At 62.5% G+C, this 15,941-nt stretch carries 16 protein-coding genes and 1 tRNA gene; 15 read left to right on the forward strand and 2 right to left on the reverse strand.

Annotation, left to right across the window (positions count from 1 at the left end):
• Nucleotides 1-125: 125 nt before the first annotated feature.
• From dapA to HBF25_RS15660, 4 genes are read left to right on the forward strand one after another with little or no spacing between them, the layout of a single operon-like run.
• Nucleotides 126-1,019: a 4-hydroxy-tetrahydrodipicolinate synthase gene (dapA, locus tag HBF25_RS15645; protein ID WP_166949993.1), complete on the forward strand. Its 894-nt coding sequence runs from the start codon at nt 126-128 to the stop codon at nt 1,017-1,019.
• 38 nt (nt 1,020-1,057) lie between these two features.
• Complete coding sequence (locus tag HBF25_RS15650) at nt 1,058-1,636, forward strand: hypothetical protein (RefSeq protein ID WP_166949994.1); 579 nt, start codon at nt 1,058-1,060, stop codon at nt 1,634-1,636.
• Between the two features lie 22 nt (nt 1,637-1,658).
• The gene (locus tag HBF25_RS15655) at nt 1,659-1,805 is read left to right on the forward strand and encodes a hypothetical protein (protein WP_166949995.1); all 147 of its coding nucleotides are present in this window, start codon (nt 1,659-1,661) and stop codon (nt 1,803-1,805) included.
• A 49-nt stretch (nt 1,806-1,854) separates the two neighbouring features.
• A complete protein-coding gene (locus HBF25_RS15660) occupies nt 1,855-2,844 on the forward strand; it encodes a hypothetical protein (RefSeq protein ID WP_166949996.1) in 990 nt (329 codons plus the stop codon).
• 206 nt (nt 2,845-3,050) lie between these two features.
• On the opposite strand, the gene fdxA is transcribed toward HBF25_RS15660, so the two are convergent.
• Nucleotides 3,051-3,374 (reverse strand): ferredoxin FdxA, encoded by a 324-nt coding sequence (gene fdxA, locus HBF25_RS15665; protein ID WP_166949997.1) that lies wholly within the window; start codon nt 3,372-3,374, stop codon nt 3,051-3,053.
• 26 nt (nt 3,375-3,400) lie between these two features.
• Nucleotides 3,401-3,476 (reverse strand) — tRNA-Glu (locus HBF25_RS15670).
• Between the two features lie 180 nt (nt 3,477-3,656).
• Between HBF25_RS15670 and pcnB the strand changes: the two genes are divergently transcribed.
• The 11 genes from pcnB (at nt 3,657) to HBF25_RS15725 (ending at nt 15,927) form a co-directional block, all read left to right on the forward strand.
• Nucleotides 3,657-5,021, forward strand: a complete 1,365-nt coding sequence (pcnB, locus tag HBF25_RS15675) for a polynucleotide adenylyltransferase PcnB (protein WP_166949998.1) — start codon at nt 3,657-3,659, stop codon at nt 5,019-5,021.
• Nucleotides 5,018-5,503 (forward strand): 2-amino-4-hydroxy-6-hydroxymethyldihydropteridine diphosphokinase, encoded by a 486-nt coding sequence (folK, locus tag HBF25_RS15680; protein ID WP_166949999.1) that lies wholly within the window; start codon nt 5,018-5,020, stop codon nt 5,501-5,503. Before pcnB ends, folK begins: the two co-directional genes overlap by 4 nt.
• Nucleotides 5,504-5,580: 77 nt before the next feature.
• Complete coding sequence (panB, locus tag HBF25_RS15685; protein WP_166950000.1) at nt 5,581-6,408, forward strand: 3-methyl-2-oxobutanoate hydroxymethyltransferase; 828 nt, start codon at nt 5,581-5,583, stop codon at nt 6,406-6,408.
• A gap of 15 nt (nt 6,409-6,423) precedes the next feature.
• On the forward strand, nt 6,424-7,269 hold the full coding sequence (gene panC, locus HBF25_RS15690; RefSeq protein WP_166950002.1) for a pantoate--beta-alanine ligase: 846 nt from the start codon (nt 6,424-6,426) through the stop codon (nt 7,267-7,269).
• 138 nt (nt 7,270-7,407) lie between these two features.
• The gene (panD, locus tag HBF25_RS15695; RefSeq protein WP_166950004.1) at nt 7,408-7,788 is read left to right on the forward strand and encodes an aspartate 1-decarboxylase; all 381 of its coding nucleotides are present in this window, start codon (nt 7,408-7,410) and stop codon (nt 7,786-7,788) included.
• Between the two features lie 415 nt (nt 7,789-8,203).
• Nucleotides 8,204-9,838 carry a glucose-6-phosphate isomerase gene (gene pgi / locus HBF25_RS15700; RefSeq protein WP_166950009.1) on the forward strand — a complete coding sequence of 545 codons (1,635 nt, stop codon included), beginning with the start codon at nt 8,204-8,206 and terminating at the stop codon, nt 9,836-9,838.
• Between the two features lie 190 nt (nt 9,839-10,028).
• Nucleotides 10,029-10,451, forward strand: a complete 423-nt coding sequence (locus HBF25_RS15705; RefSeq protein WP_341778092.1) for a helix-turn-helix domain-containing protein — start codon at nt 10,029-10,031, stop codon at nt 10,449-10,451.
• Nucleotides 10,448-11,284, forward strand: coding sequence for an alpha/beta fold hydrolase (locus HBF25_RS15710; protein WP_166950011.1), 837 nt, complete (start codon nt 10,448-10,450; stop codon nt 11,282-11,284). Before HBF25_RS15705 ends, HBF25_RS15710 begins: the two co-directional genes overlap by 4 nt.
• A gap of 186 nt (nt 11,285-11,470) precedes the next feature.
• Nucleotides 11,471-13,084 carry a hypothetical protein gene (locus tag HBF25_RS15715; protein WP_166950013.1) on the forward strand — a complete coding sequence of 538 codons (1,614 nt, stop codon included), beginning with the start codon at nt 11,471-11,473 and terminating at the stop codon, nt 13,082-13,084.
• A 40-nt stretch (nt 13,085-13,124) separates the two neighbouring features.
• On the forward strand, nt 13,125-14,909 hold the full coding sequence (locus HBF25_RS15720) for a hypothetical protein (protein WP_166950015.1): 1,785 nt from the start codon (nt 13,125-13,127) through the stop codon (nt 14,907-14,909).
• Between the two features lie 25 nt (nt 14,910-14,934).
• The gene (locus HBF25_RS15725; protein ID WP_166950017.1) at nt 14,935-15,927 is read left to right on the forward strand and encodes a hypothetical protein; all 993 of its coding nucleotides are present in this window, start codon (nt 14,935-14,937) and stop codon (nt 15,925-15,927) included.
• Nucleotides 15,928-15,941: the final 14 nt, after the last annotated feature.

The following is a 15,941-nucleotide window of genomic DNA, read 5'->3' on the forward strand; positions in this document are numbered from 1 at the left end:
GAGCTTAACGGGGGGCATCCTGCACTAGCAAGCCGGGCCCCTGAAAAGGGTGCGAATTGGCCGAATGGACGTGTCGGGGCCTGCCCGGTAACATGCGAAGCGCTGGTTACTCAACGGGTTTTACCTTGGATATCTCCGGAAGCATCACCGCGCTGGCGACGCCGTTCGCCGCGGACGGTTCCCTCGATCTCGACGCGTTCGGCCGCCTGCTCGACCAGCAGCTGGCCGGCGGCACACAGGCCGTGGTCGTCGCAGGCTCGACGGGCGAGTCGCACTTTCTCGAGCACGACGAATACAAGCGCCTGCTCGCGTTTGCGGTGAAGCACGTCAATAAACGCATTCCCGTCATCGCAGGCACCGGCGAAGCCGGCACCGCGAAGACGATCGCCACCACCCGCCTGGCGAAGGAACTGGGCGCCGATGCGGCGCTGGTCGTGGCACCGTTCTACGTGCGTCCCACCCAGGAAGGCATCCGCCGGCATTTCCTGGCCGTGGCCGACGACGGCGGCCTTCCGGTCATCCTCTATAACGTGCCGCCGCGCACCGGTTGCGACATCGCCCCGGAGACGGTGGCCGTGCTCCGCGAGCATCCGGCCATCATCGGCATCAAGGAAGCCCGCGGCGATGCCGAGCGGATCAAGGCCCTTGCGGAACTTGTGCGCCCGGATTTCGTCTACCTGAGCGGCGACGACGGTTCGGCCCACCAGGCCATGCTGGCCGGCGCTGCGGGCACCATCTCGGTGGTGGCCAATCTCGTGCCGGGGACGTTCCGTGAATTCTGCGATGCCGCTCGTTCGGGCGACGCAGGGCGCACGGCCGCTGCCACGGCGCGGCTGGCGCCGCTGATCGACGCTCTGAACTGCGCCCCGAACCCGATTCCCGTAAAGGCCGGCCTGGCCGCGCTGGGACTGGGTTCGGCGGCACCCCGGTTGCCCCTGGTCGAGCTGGAACCCGGCCCGGCGCTGAACCGGGTGCGCGAAACGCTCGCGGCTCTGGCACCATTGGCCTCCGCCGCCTGAAGCCATTCCATTCAACGGATCCAACGGAACTCTCGTTCATGAAGAAAACCTCGTACGCGCTGGTCGTCCCGGCACTGCTCCTGTCCGTCCTGGTCGTCTCCGGCTGCGGCGCGTTCCGCTCCAAGAAAGACTGGGACAAGGCCCAGCAGGAGGCTCCGCTGGAAATCCCGCCGGGTCTTGATACCCCGTCGACAAGCGCCGCGCTGGTGATTCCGGACGTTGGTTCGGGCGCTGGCGCCCAGACCGTCGCGCCGGTATCGGATGGCTTCGTGCTGGCCGACGACGTCGACGCCGCCTACCGCCGTATCGGCGAGGCGCTGGGCGCGGGCGACCTGGGCAGCGTCACGGCCCACGATGATGAGGCCCACACCTACCAGGTGGCGGTGAACGGCGGCATGCCGACCGAGAAGCCGGGCCTGTTCCGCCGCATGTTCGGTGGCGGCAAGAATCGCGATGCCGACAGCGGCTCGTCCTCGAAGTCGGGCGGTGGCAAGACCCGCAACGTGGTGGTGGCCGTCAATGCCAGCGGCAGCGGCAGCGAAGTGCGCGCACAGGGCGATGCCGATGGCGTCCGCCGCGTGGTCGATGCACTGAAGTCGCGACTGGGTGCCAAGTAAGCCGGTTGTCCAGGCGCTTCGAATGAATCACGAGAACGCCGCCCATGGGGCGGCGTTCTTTTTTACGATTTTCAAGGACGCGCCTCCCGACGTTGCCGGAAAGACCCTGAAAGCACCTACAACCGATGGCTGGTTGCGATGGCTCGGGGAATGTCGGGAAATGGAATGACCTGGTGGTTGGCAGGGATGACGTAGCAACGGCCGCACGGAGGCGGAGAATGAACTATTCAGTGCTGGCAAGGCATCTGGTGCGCTGGGTGATGGTTGCCCTGGTGCTCTGCATGGCAGGGTGCGTGACTACGCGACCCCCTGCCACGCCGGGCAGTGAGTCGGGCAGCCTTTCCGCCATTTCGCCCCATGCGACGGTCAGGGAGGATGGCCCGACCGTAGAGCGCCACCTGCGCTCTCGCTTCGCCGAAACCTTTGACGGCTGCAAGGCGTCGTCCGGTGTCCTGTGGCCTACCTTCCTGTGCAGCGGCATCCTCATGCGCGGCACCGGCGACTACGGAGCCTTCTACCCCTGGAACCCCAAGCCAGGTAGCGATGTCTCGTTTGTATGGCTCAGGCAGGACTCGAACTTTCTCGGTTCGTGGGTGACGAACGGTTTTATCTTCCTGCCCAAGTTCTATGCCGACAAATTCGGTGATTATTCCATTCATGTGAACTGCGCATTTGCCGACGATTCGTACACATGGATCCGGGGTAATCGCGGGTGCGGTGCAACGAGTAGCTATCCCGGCGAGAGTGGCCCCTGTCATACGGTCGGCGTCACGACGGCCGAGCAATACCGGGCCAAGTACCAGCCATCGAACTGGTTCAACGAAAGAATCTGTGGCTTCGACATGCGGCAGGCCAGCGGCCTGAATACCCGCGAAGCGTTTTACCAGATGCGCCGGGTCATGAGCATGATGGGGGGCGCCAGTTTCAATCGCTGGAATGAACTGGTCGTCGCAGAGTGGCCACAGAATCAGGCAAAACTTCCGCTTGAGGCTTTCTACTACATCAGCAATCCCACCAAATGCGGTGGTGGAGGGACCAGTCCCTGTCCCCCGTGGACGACGGGCCGGGCATTGGCACAGAGGGACCAGAGAAACCTGGTTGCCGTCACCGGGCGGTGGATTCCCATCATCCGCATCACCCTTGCTACATCTGTCGGTGAGCGGGCGGTTTTCATCTATGACCCTGCGGATCAGGGGCTTGCGCCTTGATTCAATACATAGTGATCCGGATGACCATGCCGGCGTCGGTGACTGCCTCGGCGAACTTCGAATATCGAGTCGAGGATCAGGGTGTGCTGAACTGACGTTTACGAGCGCCTTAACCAGTCGACTGCACGTATTGATCCTTGAGGCGATGTGCGAAGCCGTACCGGAGATGAAACGAAAAACGACCCGTAAGGGTCGTTTTTCCTGGATCAACGCTCGAGATACTTGAGCTTGTCGGGTACGCCTTCCCAGTCCTTGGCATCGGCAAGGCTGTCCTTGCGCACCGTGAGAACCGGCCATTCCTTTGCCAGATCGGCGTTCAGCGCTACGAACTGCTCCTGGCCGCCAGGGACGTCATCCTCGGGATAGATGGCATTGATCGGGCATTCCGGCTCGCAGAGGGTGCAGTCGATGCACTCGTCCGGGTTGATGACCAGGAAGTTCGGGCCTTCGTGGAAGGCATCGACAGGGCAGACCTCGACGCAATCCGTATGCTTGCACTTGATGCAGTTGTCGGTGACGACAAAGGTCATTACGGAGGTTCGATGCCAGAGGAAAATGGCGCTCCCTACGAGGTTCGAACTCGTGTTCCAGCCTTGAGAGGGCCGTGTCCTGGACCACTAGACGAAGGGAGCGGGTCGTACTCAGCGTACGAAGCGCGCTAGTATACCCAACTTCCGGCGTTCGGCAACGGTTTTTTTCCGGGTCGTCGGCAGGCGGTGAATTCGTTACATTTAACCCATTCCAACCCGACACCGGCCGCCGGTCGGGACCACTTGACCGGACGCCTACGCGACCGCCAGGACCACAACCGCTTGAATCCCGTATCCAGGAGCGACGTTCCGCCGGTACCGCGTATCGTCCCGCGAGAACAGCACTCCATCTCCCGCAAGAACATCAGCAAGGCCGCATTGCGCGTCCTGTACCGGCTCAATGAAGCCGGCTACGACGCGTACCTGGTCGGTGGCGCGGTGCGCGACCTTCTGCTCGGTGGTCATCCCAAGGACTTCGACGTGGCAACCAATGCCACGCCGGAACAGGTCAAGGGCTTATTCCGCAACTGCCGCCTGATCGGCCGCCGGTTCCGACTCGCGCATGTCGTATTCGGACCCGAAATCATCGAGGTGGCCACCTTCCGGGGCACCGGTGAAGACGGCGACAGTGGCGGCGACCGCCACATCGTCGACGGCCGTATCGTCCGCGACAACATCTGGGGCTCCATCGAGGAAGACGCGATCCGCCGCGACTTCCGCGTCAACGCCCTCTATTACGACATCTCCGATTTCAGCGTGCGCGATTACGTCGGTGGCATGCAGGATCTCGAAGACCGCTCCATGCGGCTCATCGGCGATCCGGAGCTGCGCTATCGCGAAGACCCCGTGCGCATGCTGCGCGCGGCGCGGCTGGCGGCGAAGCTCGACTTCACCATCGATCCCGCGGCCTCGGCACCATTTGCCACCCTGGGGCATTTGCTGACGGAAGCCTCGCCGGCCCGTCTGTTCGACGAATCGCTGAAGCTGTTCCTGGCCGGTCATGGCCTGAAGAGCTTCAAGATGCTCGAATCGTGCGGGCTGCTGAAGTTCATGTTCCCTGCCACGGCGCGGGCGCTTGAGCGTGGTGACCACGCCCTGCGTGCGCTGGTGGAGCAGGGCCTGGCAAACACGGATGCCCGCATCGCCGACGGCAAGTCGGTCACGCCGGCCTTCCTCTACGCCGTGCTGCTGTGGGGCGAGGTGCGCGACCAGGCTCGCGGCTGGATCATGCAGGGCATCGACGATAGCGATGCCTGGCAGCGGGCCGCGGCCCATGTGGTGGGCGAACAGTGCCAGCGCGTCGCCATCCCCCGTCGCTTCACGCTGACAATGGAAGAAATCTGGGCCTTGCAGCCCCGTTTCGAGCATATCCATCGCAAGCGCGTGTTCCGCCTGCTGTCGCACCCCCGTTTCCGTGCGGCGTTCGACTTCCTGCTGCTACGTGCCCATGAATCCGCGCGCATGCGTGAGCTGGGCGAGTGGTGGCATCACGCACAGCAGCTGCCGCCGGAAATGCTGGCCGCCGCCCTGGGCGGCGGTGGCGTGCCGGTGAGCGAGAGCACGGTGTCCGCCAGCGGGCCGGCGCGCAAGCGTCGCCGCCGACGCAAACCGTCAGGCAAGGGCAAGGGCGACGCAGGCGGTTCGTGAGCGTCATTGCGCTGATTGGCCTGGGCGGCAACCTGGGCGACGTGCGTACGCGTCTGGACGCGGCCATGGAGGCGCTTGCCGCCATGGCCGGCATCACCCTTGTCGCTCGCTCCCGCTTCTATCGCACGCCTCCCTGGGGCAACGTGGATCAGCCCGACTTCGTCAATGCGGCCATGGCCGTAGAGACGTCGCTGGAGGCTCACCAACTGCTCGATGCCATGCTTGCCACCGAGCGCGCCTTCGGGCGCACGCGAGATGGCGAGCGTTGGGGGCCGCGCACCCTCGACCTCGACCTGCTTGCCTATGGCGACGCGATCCTCGACGACGAGCGCCTGAGCGTGCCTCATCCGCGCATTCGCGAGCGGGCCTTCGTGCTCCTGCCGCTGGGAGACATCGCCTTGGATGCTGTCCTGCCCGGTATGGGGCGGGTGGGCGACATGCTCGATGCCATCGATTCCACCGGATGTGAGCTGCTGCCGTAATCCGTGTCGGCCCGTGAGTTGAGCCCCGGCGATTACGGGAGGACAATTCCCCTTTACCCCAACGAGGCGACAAGAGCGTGTACGTTGAAAAAACGAGTGCGCCGGCGCGTAAGCCGGTGACCGTGCCGGGCCTGAAGGCGATGAAAGCCGAGGGCCGGAAGATCGTGATGCTCACCGCCTACGACGCGAGTTTTGCCGCCCACATTGAAATGGCCGGGGTCGATGTCGCCCTGGTCGGCGATTCGCTGGGCATGGTGGTGCAGGGCAGGTCGAGCACGTTGCCGGTCACGGTCGACGAGATGGTCTATCACACCGCCGCCGTGGCGCGCGGGCTGTCGTCCACGCTGCTGGTGGCCGACCTGCCGTTCATGAGCGACCGCGATGTGCCCACGGCGATGGCCTCCGCCACGCGACTGGTCGCCGAAGGCGGCGCGGCCATGGTGAAGATCGAGGGCGCGGGGCGCATCTGCGAGGTGATCGCCGCGCTGGTCGAGCGCGATATCCCGGTATGCAGTCACCTGGGCCTCACTCCGCAGTCAGTGAACCGTTTCGGCGGCTACAAGGTGCAGGGCAAGGGCGAGGAGGCCGCGGCGAAGCTGCTGGCTGACGCAAAGGCCGTGGCCGAGGCGGGTGCGGGCATGATCGTGCTCGAATGCGTGCCATCCGCCGTGGCCGCTAAAATCACGGCCGAGGTGGACGTGCCGGTGATCGGCATCGGTGCCGGAATCGACTGCGACGGGCAGGTGCTGGTGGTGTACGACATGCTGGGCCTCACGCCCGGCAAGCGTCCGAAGTTTTCCAAGGATTTCCTGCTGGGGCGCGACTCCATCCAGGGCGCCATCGCCGCCTATGCCGGGGACGTACGTGAATCCCGTTTCCCCGGTCCCGAACACAGCTTCAGCTAGAGAGCCCAACCGACGATGCAGACCGTTACCGACGCCGCCGCCCTTCGCGCCACGATCCGTGGCTGGCGTTCCTCCGGGCAGGCCGTGGGCTTCGTGCCCACCATGGGCAATCTCCATGCGGGCCATCACTCCCTGCTGAAACTGGCCCGCGCCCGTGCCGACCGCGTGGTGGCCAGCGTCTTCGTCAATCCGACGCAGTTCGGCCCGGGCGAGGATTTCGAGCGCTACCCGCGCACGCTCACCCAGGATCAGGTGGGCCTGGCCGAGGCCGGTTGCGACATCCTGTTCGCGCCGGAAGTAGCCACCATGTACCCCTTCGGTGCTGCCGCCAGCGCCAGCATCCATATCCCGGTGATCACCGATACTTTGGAAGGCGCCCATCGCCCGGGCCACTTCGACGGCGTGGCCACGGTGGTCACCAAGCTGTTCAACCTGGTGCAGCCGGATTTCGCCGTGTTCGGCCAGAAGGACTTCCAGCAGCTGAAGGTCATCGAGCGGATGGTCCGCGACCTCAGCCTGCCGGTGAAGGTCATGTCCGGCGCGACCTTGCGCGAAGACGATGGCCTGGCCATGAGCTCGCGCAACCAGTACCTGTCGGCTGCCGAACGGCAGCGGGCGCCCCAGATCCACGCCACGCTGACCCAGATGCGCGACCTGTTCCACCAGGGCCACGCCTGGCAGGCCCTGGAGCAGGCCGCGAAAGCCCGCCTGGAGCGGGCCGGCTTCGTCCCGGACTACGTGGCCATCCGTCGCGCCGAGGACCTGGCCGAGCCGGGCGCGGAAGAGCGGGAGGGTCTGGTGGCCTTGATCGCGGCCCGGCTGGGCGCCACCCGCCTCATCGACAACCTGCCGTTCGACTGAAAACCTTCACGAACCGGTACTTGCGTTTCGAACGAGAACACCCCATAAAGCGCCCGACAGAGGAGCCCATTCGCGACGGCACGGGCAACCTCCGCTAGAATGGGCGTTTTTGCAATCGCCACTTCCCCAGAGACCGCCATGCAGCTCAACATGCTCAAGTGCAAGATCCACCGTGCCACGGTGACTCACGCCGAGCTGAACTACGAAGGTTCGATCGCCATCGACGGCAACCTGCTCGACGCCGCGGGCATCCGCGAGTACGAGCAGATCCACGCCTGGAACATCAGCAACGGCGAGCGCTTCGTCACCTACGCACTGCGCGCGGAAGAGGGCTCCGGCATCATCTCCGTCAACGGCAGCGCGGCCCGTCGCGTCTCCGTGGGCGACCTGGTGATCATCGCCGCCTTTGCCGGCCTGTCCGAGGCCGAACTGGCCAAGTACCAGCCCGACCTGGTCTACGTGGACGCCGACAACCGCATCACGCACACGAATCACTCGATTCCGAAGCAGGCGGCGTAACGTATCGGGTGTCCCGCGCTCTGCGGGACACCGTCGTTCCTGCGAAAGCAGGAACCCAGCGCCCCGGTTTGCCAGTAAACACGGCCACGCCACATCGGCTTGTGAGCAGGTGGCCCTATCGCGAAAACCTGCCTCGCCGCACTGGGTTCCTGCTTTCGCAGGAACGACGAGCCGAGGGGTGAGGCCATGGTGCAGGGCACGCGCGCACTGTGGGTTCCTGCTTTCGCAGGAACGACGAGCCCAGGGGTGAGGCCATCGTGCAGGGCACGCGCGCACTGGGGGCTCCTGCTTCGCAGGAACAACGAGGCAGGTGCTCCGGATCAATCGTGAGCTTTTCCGCACGATCCACACAATCCACTTACGCTGCACTGCGGTAAGATCGACGCTTCCCTCCGTCGCAGCCAAAGTGGAAGCCATGGATTCAAAGCACGCCCCCCTGCCTTCGTTCGAAGAGCACGCTTCACGCCTCTCCCATACCCACCTTCGCACGCTCGTCAACGATGACGCCCGTGCCGCTCGCTTGCGCAAGCGTGTGGGTCCCATCCTGCTCGACATCACCCGGCAGAAGCTCGATATCGCCGCGCTCGATGCGGTGGGCCACTACATCGAAGGCACCGGCTGGCAGGCCGCGCGCGATGCGATGTTCGAAGGTAAACACATCAACACCTCCGAAGATCGCGCCGTGCTGCACACCGCACTGCGCGGTGGCGCGTCGCGTCATCCGGCGGCGCCGGCCGACGTCCGCAAGGAAGTCGCCGATGCGCTCGACCAGATGGAGCTTCTGGTCAATGCCGTCCACAAGGGCGAAGGCGCGTCGGTAGGCCTCATCGGTGGCGTCACCGACGTGGTGAACATCGGCATCGGTGGTTCGGATCTTGGCCCCCGCCTTGCCGTGCATGCGCTGGAGCAGTTCCACGTCAAGGGCATCACCAGCCACTTCCTCACCAATGTCGATGGCCAGGCCGCCGCCGACCTGATGAAGAAGCTCGATCCCGCGCACACGCTGGTGATCCTGGTTTCCAAGAGCTTCAACACGCAGGAAACCCTGCTCAACGGCGGCGTGTTCCGCGACTGGATCCTCAAGGCCAACAACGGCGACGAGGCGAAAACAGCCAAGCACTTCATCGCCGTCAGCTCCAATGTCGAGGCCGTGCAGAAGTGGGGTGCCTCGCAGATCCTGCCGATGTGGGACTACGTGGGTGGTCGCTTCTCGCTGTGGTCCGCGGTGGGTGCGTCGATTGCCTTCTCCATCGGCATGCAGGGTTTCCGTGACCTTCTTGCGGGCGCTGCCGAAGCCGACGATCACTTCCGCACCGCCGGATGGCAGGATAACGTTCCGGTGCTGCTCGCCATCGCCGAGCTGTGGAACCGCAACATCCTCGGTCGCTCAAGCCGTGCGGTGGTGCCGTACGTGGATTATCTGGGAGACCTGCCTTCCTATCTTCAGCAGCTGGAGATGGAAAGCCTTGGCAAGCACGTGCACCCGGACGACGGCAGCGAAGTGAAGGGCTCCACCGTGCCGGTCGTGTGGGGCAGCATCGGTACCAACGCACAGCACGCGTATTTCCAGGCACTGCACCAGGGTACCGACACCGTACCGCTGGAATTCATCGGCGTGGTGAAGCCGGCGCACACGCTGCGCGAGAACCAGGATGTACTGCTGTCCAACCTGCTCGCACAGGCCGCCGCGCTGTCGCTGGGCAAGACCTTCGAAGAGGCCCTGGCCGAAGCGAAGACGGGCAGCGAAGCCGAGCGTCGCGCGCTTGCCGCCCAGCGCACCTTCAAGGGCGATCGCCCGAGCACGGTCTTCATGCTCGACGCACTCACCCCGCATTCGCTGGGCGCGCTCATCGCGCTCTACGAGCACAAGGTGTTCATGCTCGGCCACCTGTGGGGCATCAACGCGTTCGACCAGTGGGGCGTGGAGCTGGGCAAGGTGATTGCCAAGCAGATCTATCCGTCGCTTGCGAACGACAAGAGCGCCGGTGATCTTGGTCAGTTCGACGGTGCCACGCGTGGACTGATTGAGGCGATCCGCGACCGGCGCTGATTTAGCGGTCATCATGCTCTTGTAGGAGCCGACCTTGTCGGCGACCGGATGGGCCTTGTGCTTCCCGGTCGCCGACAAGTTCGGCTCCTACAGAAGAAAGGCCCGGCATCGCCGGGCTTTTCTTTGCTTGCCATGATTACCTATTGATACATGTTTATGTATGATATGTATCAATAGGTAATTCATTGGAGTGTTCGTGGCTGCCTTTCACACAGTCGAAGACGTCGCCGTGCGCTTGAACCTGCATCCCCGCACGGTTCATCGCATGATTCGTGAAGGCCGCCTGCGAGCCACGCGCATCGGCAAGTCCTATCGGATCCTTGATGCCGACCTGAATGCATTTGTGGGCCTGGAACCAGAGGATTCACCCCCTCCGGCGCCGCCGCGCGCCACCGGTATCGTTGATATCCCTGTGATCTCCGCTGCGGAGGCCGATCGCCTGACGGTCGCCACGCAGGCCATGCTGCTATCCAGGGGGCAGGACGAGGCTATGCACTTCACGGCCAGCCATGATGCGGCGCATGGTCTGTTGCGCTTCATCGCGACGGGTTCTCCGGTCGACGTGGCGGCATTGCTGGAAGGGGTGGCCTACCTGGTGAAGGGCGTGCGATGAACGGACGCCCGCTTCCTGAAACGCTTCGTAATGAATACCTGGCATGCCTTGCCCGATGGCCGGTACCCGGCGAGCAACTTACGGTGGCAACCCGGCAGGGCGACACGTTCGTGATGGCCTGCGGCAATGAATCCGCCCCGCCGGTCGTACTGTTGCACGGCGCACTGGCGAATGCGGCTAGCTGGATGTTCGATGCTGCAGCATGGTCGGAAGCTTTTCGTGTCTATGTCGTCGATGTCATCGGTGAGCCCGGGCTGAGCGCACCCTCCCATCCCCGGCTCGACAGCGATGCATGGGCCTGCTGGCTGGATGACGTGCTCGATGGCCTGGGTCTGGCCCACGCATCGTTCGTCGGCATGTCATTTGGTGGCTGGATTGCTCTGGATTACGCGCGCAGGCGCCCCGGCCGTGTATCGCGACTGGCACTGTTGTGTCCCGCCGGCATCGGAAAGCAGAAGGCGTTTCTCTGGAAGGCGCTTCCTCTGCTTCTGCTGGGCTCTTGGGGCGCTTCGCGCATCCGGTCCATGGTGATGGGGCCGCAGCCCGTGGATCTTCCCGAGGACGTCTCGCAGCTGATGACTTTCCTCCAGCGGCTTCGTACTTCGGTAAAGCCGCGGCCCATGCGGATTCCCCGCCTCAGCGATGACGCATTGAGAGATATGGGCATGCCGGTGCTGGCAATCGCAGGCGACCGGGATGTCCTGCTGGACTCCCGGGAAACGATGGCACGAATAAGTGCGTTGGTGCAGCGGGGTACGGTACACATGGTGAAAGCGGGTTATCACTACCTCCCGGGGCAGCGGGGAAGAATCAGGGCGTTTCTGAGTACTTGAGCCGTCCGTGGCCGGAATTGCATGGCTTCGCCTACAGCGAAAGTTGGATCGCATATTCCATTCCATGCGATCAAGAATGGTGACGACAAATGACAGGCCTGGGAGGCCTTCGCCACCATGGAAGGACTACGTCGTTATGCCTGGATATGCCTTGGTATCCTGCTTCTGCAGGGGTGCAGTGGGGACATGGCGCCGCAGAAGCGCCCGGCATCCATAGCAGGAGTAATACGCCCTTCGGAGGACGGCGATGCGGTCGCACGTCATCTTCAATCACGCTACGACCAGGTCATTCCGAACTGCGACAACAACGCGTCCAGCCCGTCATTCCTTTGCAGTGGTCTTCTTCTGAGGGCAACCGAATACTCGGACAAGTACCACTCATGGCAGCCCAATCCGGCAACGGCAGCCTGGGGGGTATCGTTCTCGTGGTTGCGCAAGGATAGCGACTTCAAGGATACCCACGGCACGAGCAATGGATTCATCGTTTATCCCGAGAAGTTTGCCCTGTCCAATGGACTGGTGCCTGTGGAGGTGGAATGCCTCTATCCGCAGGATGCATGGACCTCGGGTCCCGATCGTTGTACATCCCATGCTTACTCGTCCGGAGCCCCCGCACCCACCATCCCGCTCTGCCAGGACATCGGCGTCTATAAGAGCGACGACTGGCTGAAGAAGGGTTTTTTCGACAACGAAAACCAATGCGCTTTCGATCTGCGGCCAGCGCGCACCAGCCGGGCGACGGTGGTCATGCATAGCGTGGAAATCCGCCGTCTCAGCAGTGCGCAGCTGGGATACCGGCGCAACGAAATCATCGTTGCCGACTGGAGCAAGACACCGGATGCCCGGTTTCCCATCGAGGCGTTCTTCTATAAGCAGGATTCACTGCCAGGAAAGCCCACTCCTCTATCCAGTGCGCAGAGCGATCAATGCGATTTCTGGAGGACGGTAAAGAAATGGATTCCCATCATTCGCTGGGAAGGCACCGCAGCACCATCAGGGAGCGCGAAGTTCCTGTACAGGGTACAGGACCAGAAGACACCTGATTCGTGCGGTGTTCCTCCGCCAGATTCGGGCGCGGACGTGGCCCGTCACCTGCAGTCACGATACGACGATACGGCGCAAACGTGCCCGGATCAGCCACGCAAGGCGTTGATGTCGTGCTCCGGCGTACTGATGCGTCCGGGATGGGTGGGTAACATCTGGCAGCCGATAGAGGCCGACAAGGTATCCGGAGTGGGGATCGACTGGGTGCGTCGGGATTCAAATGCAACGTCGTTGCGGAGCTATGCAGGCATTGTTTTCTTTCCAGAGAAATACATCAGGCCGCCCCAGAAAAATGTCATTGTCGCAGCCTGCGCATATCCCGATATGAGTCCGTCCGACGGATTGTCCTGGCGCTGCGGAACGGTATGTCAGAAGCAATCGCCGCCGGTAAAGGATGCCGCCGGCTGGGTCAATCGCTTTACCGGTGACCGGAATCAATGTGCCTTCTCCATGGATGATGGTGATCCAGCCTATCTGTGGCAGCAGATGATGATTGTTCGCCAGATCAGAAGGTTCAACCGGCCGGCGGACATCATCGTGAACGCATGGAGCGCTAAGGATGTCGAGGTTCCCGTGGAAGCGATCTACTGGACGACGAGGGACCCGGAATCCCTGCGGAAGGCCCGGGCTATTCAGGAAATGTATAAAGATGATACGTCGTTAAGGATTCCGGTGATTCGGGTTGAAATGGTGGCAACCCTTCCACAACGAATCACATTTTCCTACCACGAAGCGGATCAGAGCGTGAGTCCCTGATCGGTATCGAGTACTCAGAGAAATAAAGGAGCTTTCCGGCATGGACGCAGGCAAATGCATTCTGGGATTTATCATGGTGGCAGGCCTGGTAATGATGGGCTGTTCTGCATTGCAGCCGGGTAAGCCCTCGCCCCGCGATGCGGATGCCGCTGTCACCGAGGTCCGGTCCTCGCTTGTAACGACTACGGACGAATTGGGTGACGACGTCGCGAGGCACGTGCAGTCCCGCTATGACGAAAGTCGTACGGACTGCGGAAGCAAAACGTCCCCGGCCTTCGTCTGCTCCGGACTGCTTCTCAGGTCAACCATTTACGACGACAACTACCATAGCTGGATGCCGAATCCACAGGCCGATGCGGGAGGTGTGGTTTTCTCCTGGCTGCGTCAGGACACAAATTTTCTGACATCGGGTCCGTCGTCCAATGGGTTCATCATCTATCCGCGTAGCGTAAGTGACGCGAAGGGAATGACACCCTTGTCTGTTCGTTGTGGCTTCCCGCTGGAAGCCGGTTCCGGCGGGGATGACCGATGCCACTTCAAGTGGGCGCCTTGCCACTTGATGAAGCCGCCAGTCCACACGGCATTCGACTGGCTTGCCATTTTCCAGGAAGGACCCAGCCCGGCTCCGGACGATCAGTGCGCGTTCGCCGTGGAGCGGGGGCTTCCAGATACGGCTCTTGCGTGGATGCAGATCGTTGGGGTCAGGCAGGCTCTCCAGGCGAAGAGGCGAAACGAAATCATCGTCCAGTCATGGCGGGGCACGGATGAGGCGCTGATGCCCGTGGAGGCGTTCTTTTACCGGACATCGGGCAACGGCGATCCTGGCCCATCCCTGGATGCCGCGAGAAAGGACCAGCGTAAGTTCAGGGACGTCAGTGGCAGGTGGATTCCTGTTATCCGGTGGCTGGCGTCGGACAGCGTCGTGGGAGGCGCAAGATTCAGTTACGACGTAGCCGACCAGGCTGTACTTCCGGGTGAAGGTGGCGGCGCCTCCGTGGCCCGGTATCTGCAAAGCCGGTATGACAGTTCAATGGCCAGCTGTCCTGGTGCTGGCGCAACGCCGTCGTACGCCTGCTCCGGGCTTCTCATTCGTTCGACGATGTATTCCGATCTCTATTTTTCATGGCGACCCAACCCCGCAACGGCGGATTGGGGGGTGTCGTTCTCCTGGTTGCGCAAGGATTCAAACTTTGCGGACAGCTATCCCACGGGCAATGGTTTTGTCGTCTATCCACTGCTCGATGCTCAGCGGCGAGGGCTGGCGATCTTCGATGTACGCTGCGCGTTTCCCCGTGATGCCTGGTCGGCCGGTCCCGATCGATGCTTATGGCATCAGAACGGAAACGGTTCCAGGACGATGACGAAGCTATGCCATCTGCACGATCCGGCCATTCTCACCGCGGCGGACTGGAAGAAAGCCGGCTATGGCGATGACGAGAATCAATGCGCATTCGCCGTCAACGAAGGTTACGCCGGTCGCGCCGACGCATGGCGTCAGATGATCGAGGTGCGCAAGCTGGATTCGGTAAGGTGGCGAAACGAAATCATCGTCAAGGCATGGACCGGCCTGGACGATACAAGCATGCCCATCGAAGCCTTCTTCTACCGGCCCGAGTCGCGCCCCGACAAGCCCGACCCCCTGGCCGGTGCCCGGCAAGACCAGCGTGACTTTTACAAGCTGACGATGCGCTGGGTTCCGGTCATCCGTTGGGATCCCACGGACTCCACGCAAGGCGGCGCGAAGTTTTCGTACCGGGCAGTGGATCAGTTGATACCCCCGCAAACGTCCTCCGGGCGATCAGTGCCTGCGGGATCCATCCACTAGCGCTTATTGACGAATAAGGTGCCGCATGAAAAAGGAATTTTCGAGAATACTGGGGGTGCTCGCCTTTTTCGGCTTGCTGAGCGCGTGTACAACATCCCCCGGTATAGCACACAGGCCGTTGGCTACGGAGGCGACGGATGTGGCGGGGGCTCCTATCGAGACCGGTGAACAGGTGCTCAGGCATCTCCGGGACCGCTATGGACAGTCGGTGGCCCGATGCGTCGATGACAACAATGCGCCTGCCTTCGTCTGCTCGGGAATCCTGCTTCGATCCACGACGTATCCGTCAGGCAAGCGGTACGCATGGATGCCGAATCCCAATTCTACCGAAGCGGAAGGCGTTTCCGTTTCCTGGCTGAGGCAGGACTCCAACTTCTGGAATCCGTTCCCCTCTTCGAATGGCTTCATTATCTATCCCAAGCATTGGTCCGAAAAATATGGCATGACGTCCCTTCGGGTTCGCTGTGCCTTTCCCCAGGATGCATGGTCGCAGCCGCCGGATCGTTGCCACTGGCTCGAAAAAACCGTTCCGCCGACCCAACCCAGGGTGAACCAGCCGCTGTGCCACTTGCAGCGGCCCAAGCCGATATGGACGGGTCAGGAGTGGAAGGATGCCGGGTTCTACGACGACACCTATCAATGCGCCTTCGGTCTGGAAAAAGACGGTGTGATGGTGGATACCGCAAGTGCATTCATGGCCATGGTGGCGGCGCGTCTCCTTGTCGGCACCCACAATCGGAACGAATTGATCTTCGTTGATTGGCGAAGGACCAGCGCGGCAGCGTTTCCCATCGAAGCGTTCTTCTATCAGAACGCAAAGGCGGAGCCCGGCTACCAGGACCCCTTGACCAACGCAAAAGCCGATCAGTGCATCTATGAAGAACTTACACACCGGCGTGTGCCATTGATCCGCTGGAACATGAACAGAACGGGCTTGCAGTCGTTCGACTACATCGCGAGCGACCAGGCGTCTGCTTCGGAATGCCGCGCTCTCGTGCGTCGGTGGCAGGAAAACTGAAGTTTCCGGGTCTG

Origin of the sequence: Luteibacter anthropi, from assembly GCF_011759365.1 — a bacterium.
GTDB lineage: Bacteria > Pseudomonadota > Gammaproteobacteria > Xanthomonadales > Rhodanobacteraceae > Luteibacter > Luteibacter anthropi.

What these genes read in the sequence shown, in the direction of transcription:
- HBF25_RS15650 (WP_166949994.1), top strand. Translation starts at nt 1,058, where the DNA reads ATGAAGAAAACCTCGTACGCGCTGGTCGTCCCGGCACTGCTCCTGTCC.
- HBF25_RS15655 (WP_166949995.1), top strand. Translation starts at nt 1,659, where the DNA reads ATGAATCACGAGAACGCCGCCCATGGGGCGGCGTTCTTTTTTACGATT.
- HBF25_RS15660 (WP_166949996.1), top strand. Translation starts at nt 1,855, where the DNA reads ATGAACTATTCAGTGCTGGCAAGGCATCTGGTGCGCTGGGTGATGGTT.
- fdxA (WP_166949997.1), bottom strand. Translation starts at nt 3,374, where the DNA reads ATGACCTTTGTCGTCACCGACAACTGCATCAAGTGCAAGCATACGGAT.
- panC (WP_166950002.1), top strand. Translation starts at nt 6,424, where the DNA reads ATGCAGACCGTTACCGACGCCGCCGCCCTTCGCGCCACGATCCGTGGC.
- panD (WP_166950004.1), top strand. Translation starts at nt 7,408, where the DNA reads ATGCAGCTCAACATGCTCAAGTGCAAGATCCACCGTGCCACGGTGACT.
- pgi (WP_166950009.1), top strand. Translation starts at nt 8,204, where the DNA reads ATGGATTCAAAGCACGCCCCCCTGCCTTCGTTCGAAGAGCACGCTTCA.
- HBF25_RS15710 (WP_166950011.1), top strand. Translation starts at nt 10,448, where the DNA reads ATGAACGGACGCCCGCTTCCTGAAACGCTTCGTAATGAATACCTGGCA.
- HBF25_RS15715 (WP_166950013.1), top strand. Translation starts at nt 11,471, where the DNA reads ATGGCGCCGCAGAAGCGCCCGGCATCCATAGCAGGAGTAATACGCCCT.
- HBF25_RS15720 (WP_166950015.1), top strand. Translation starts at nt 13,125, where the DNA reads ATGGACGCAGGCAAATGCATTCTGGGATTTATCATGGTGGCAGGCCTG.
- HBF25_RS15725 (WP_166950017.1), top strand. Translation starts at nt 14,935, where the DNA reads ATGAAAAAGGAATTTTCGAGAATACTGGGGGTGCTCGCCTTTTTCGGC.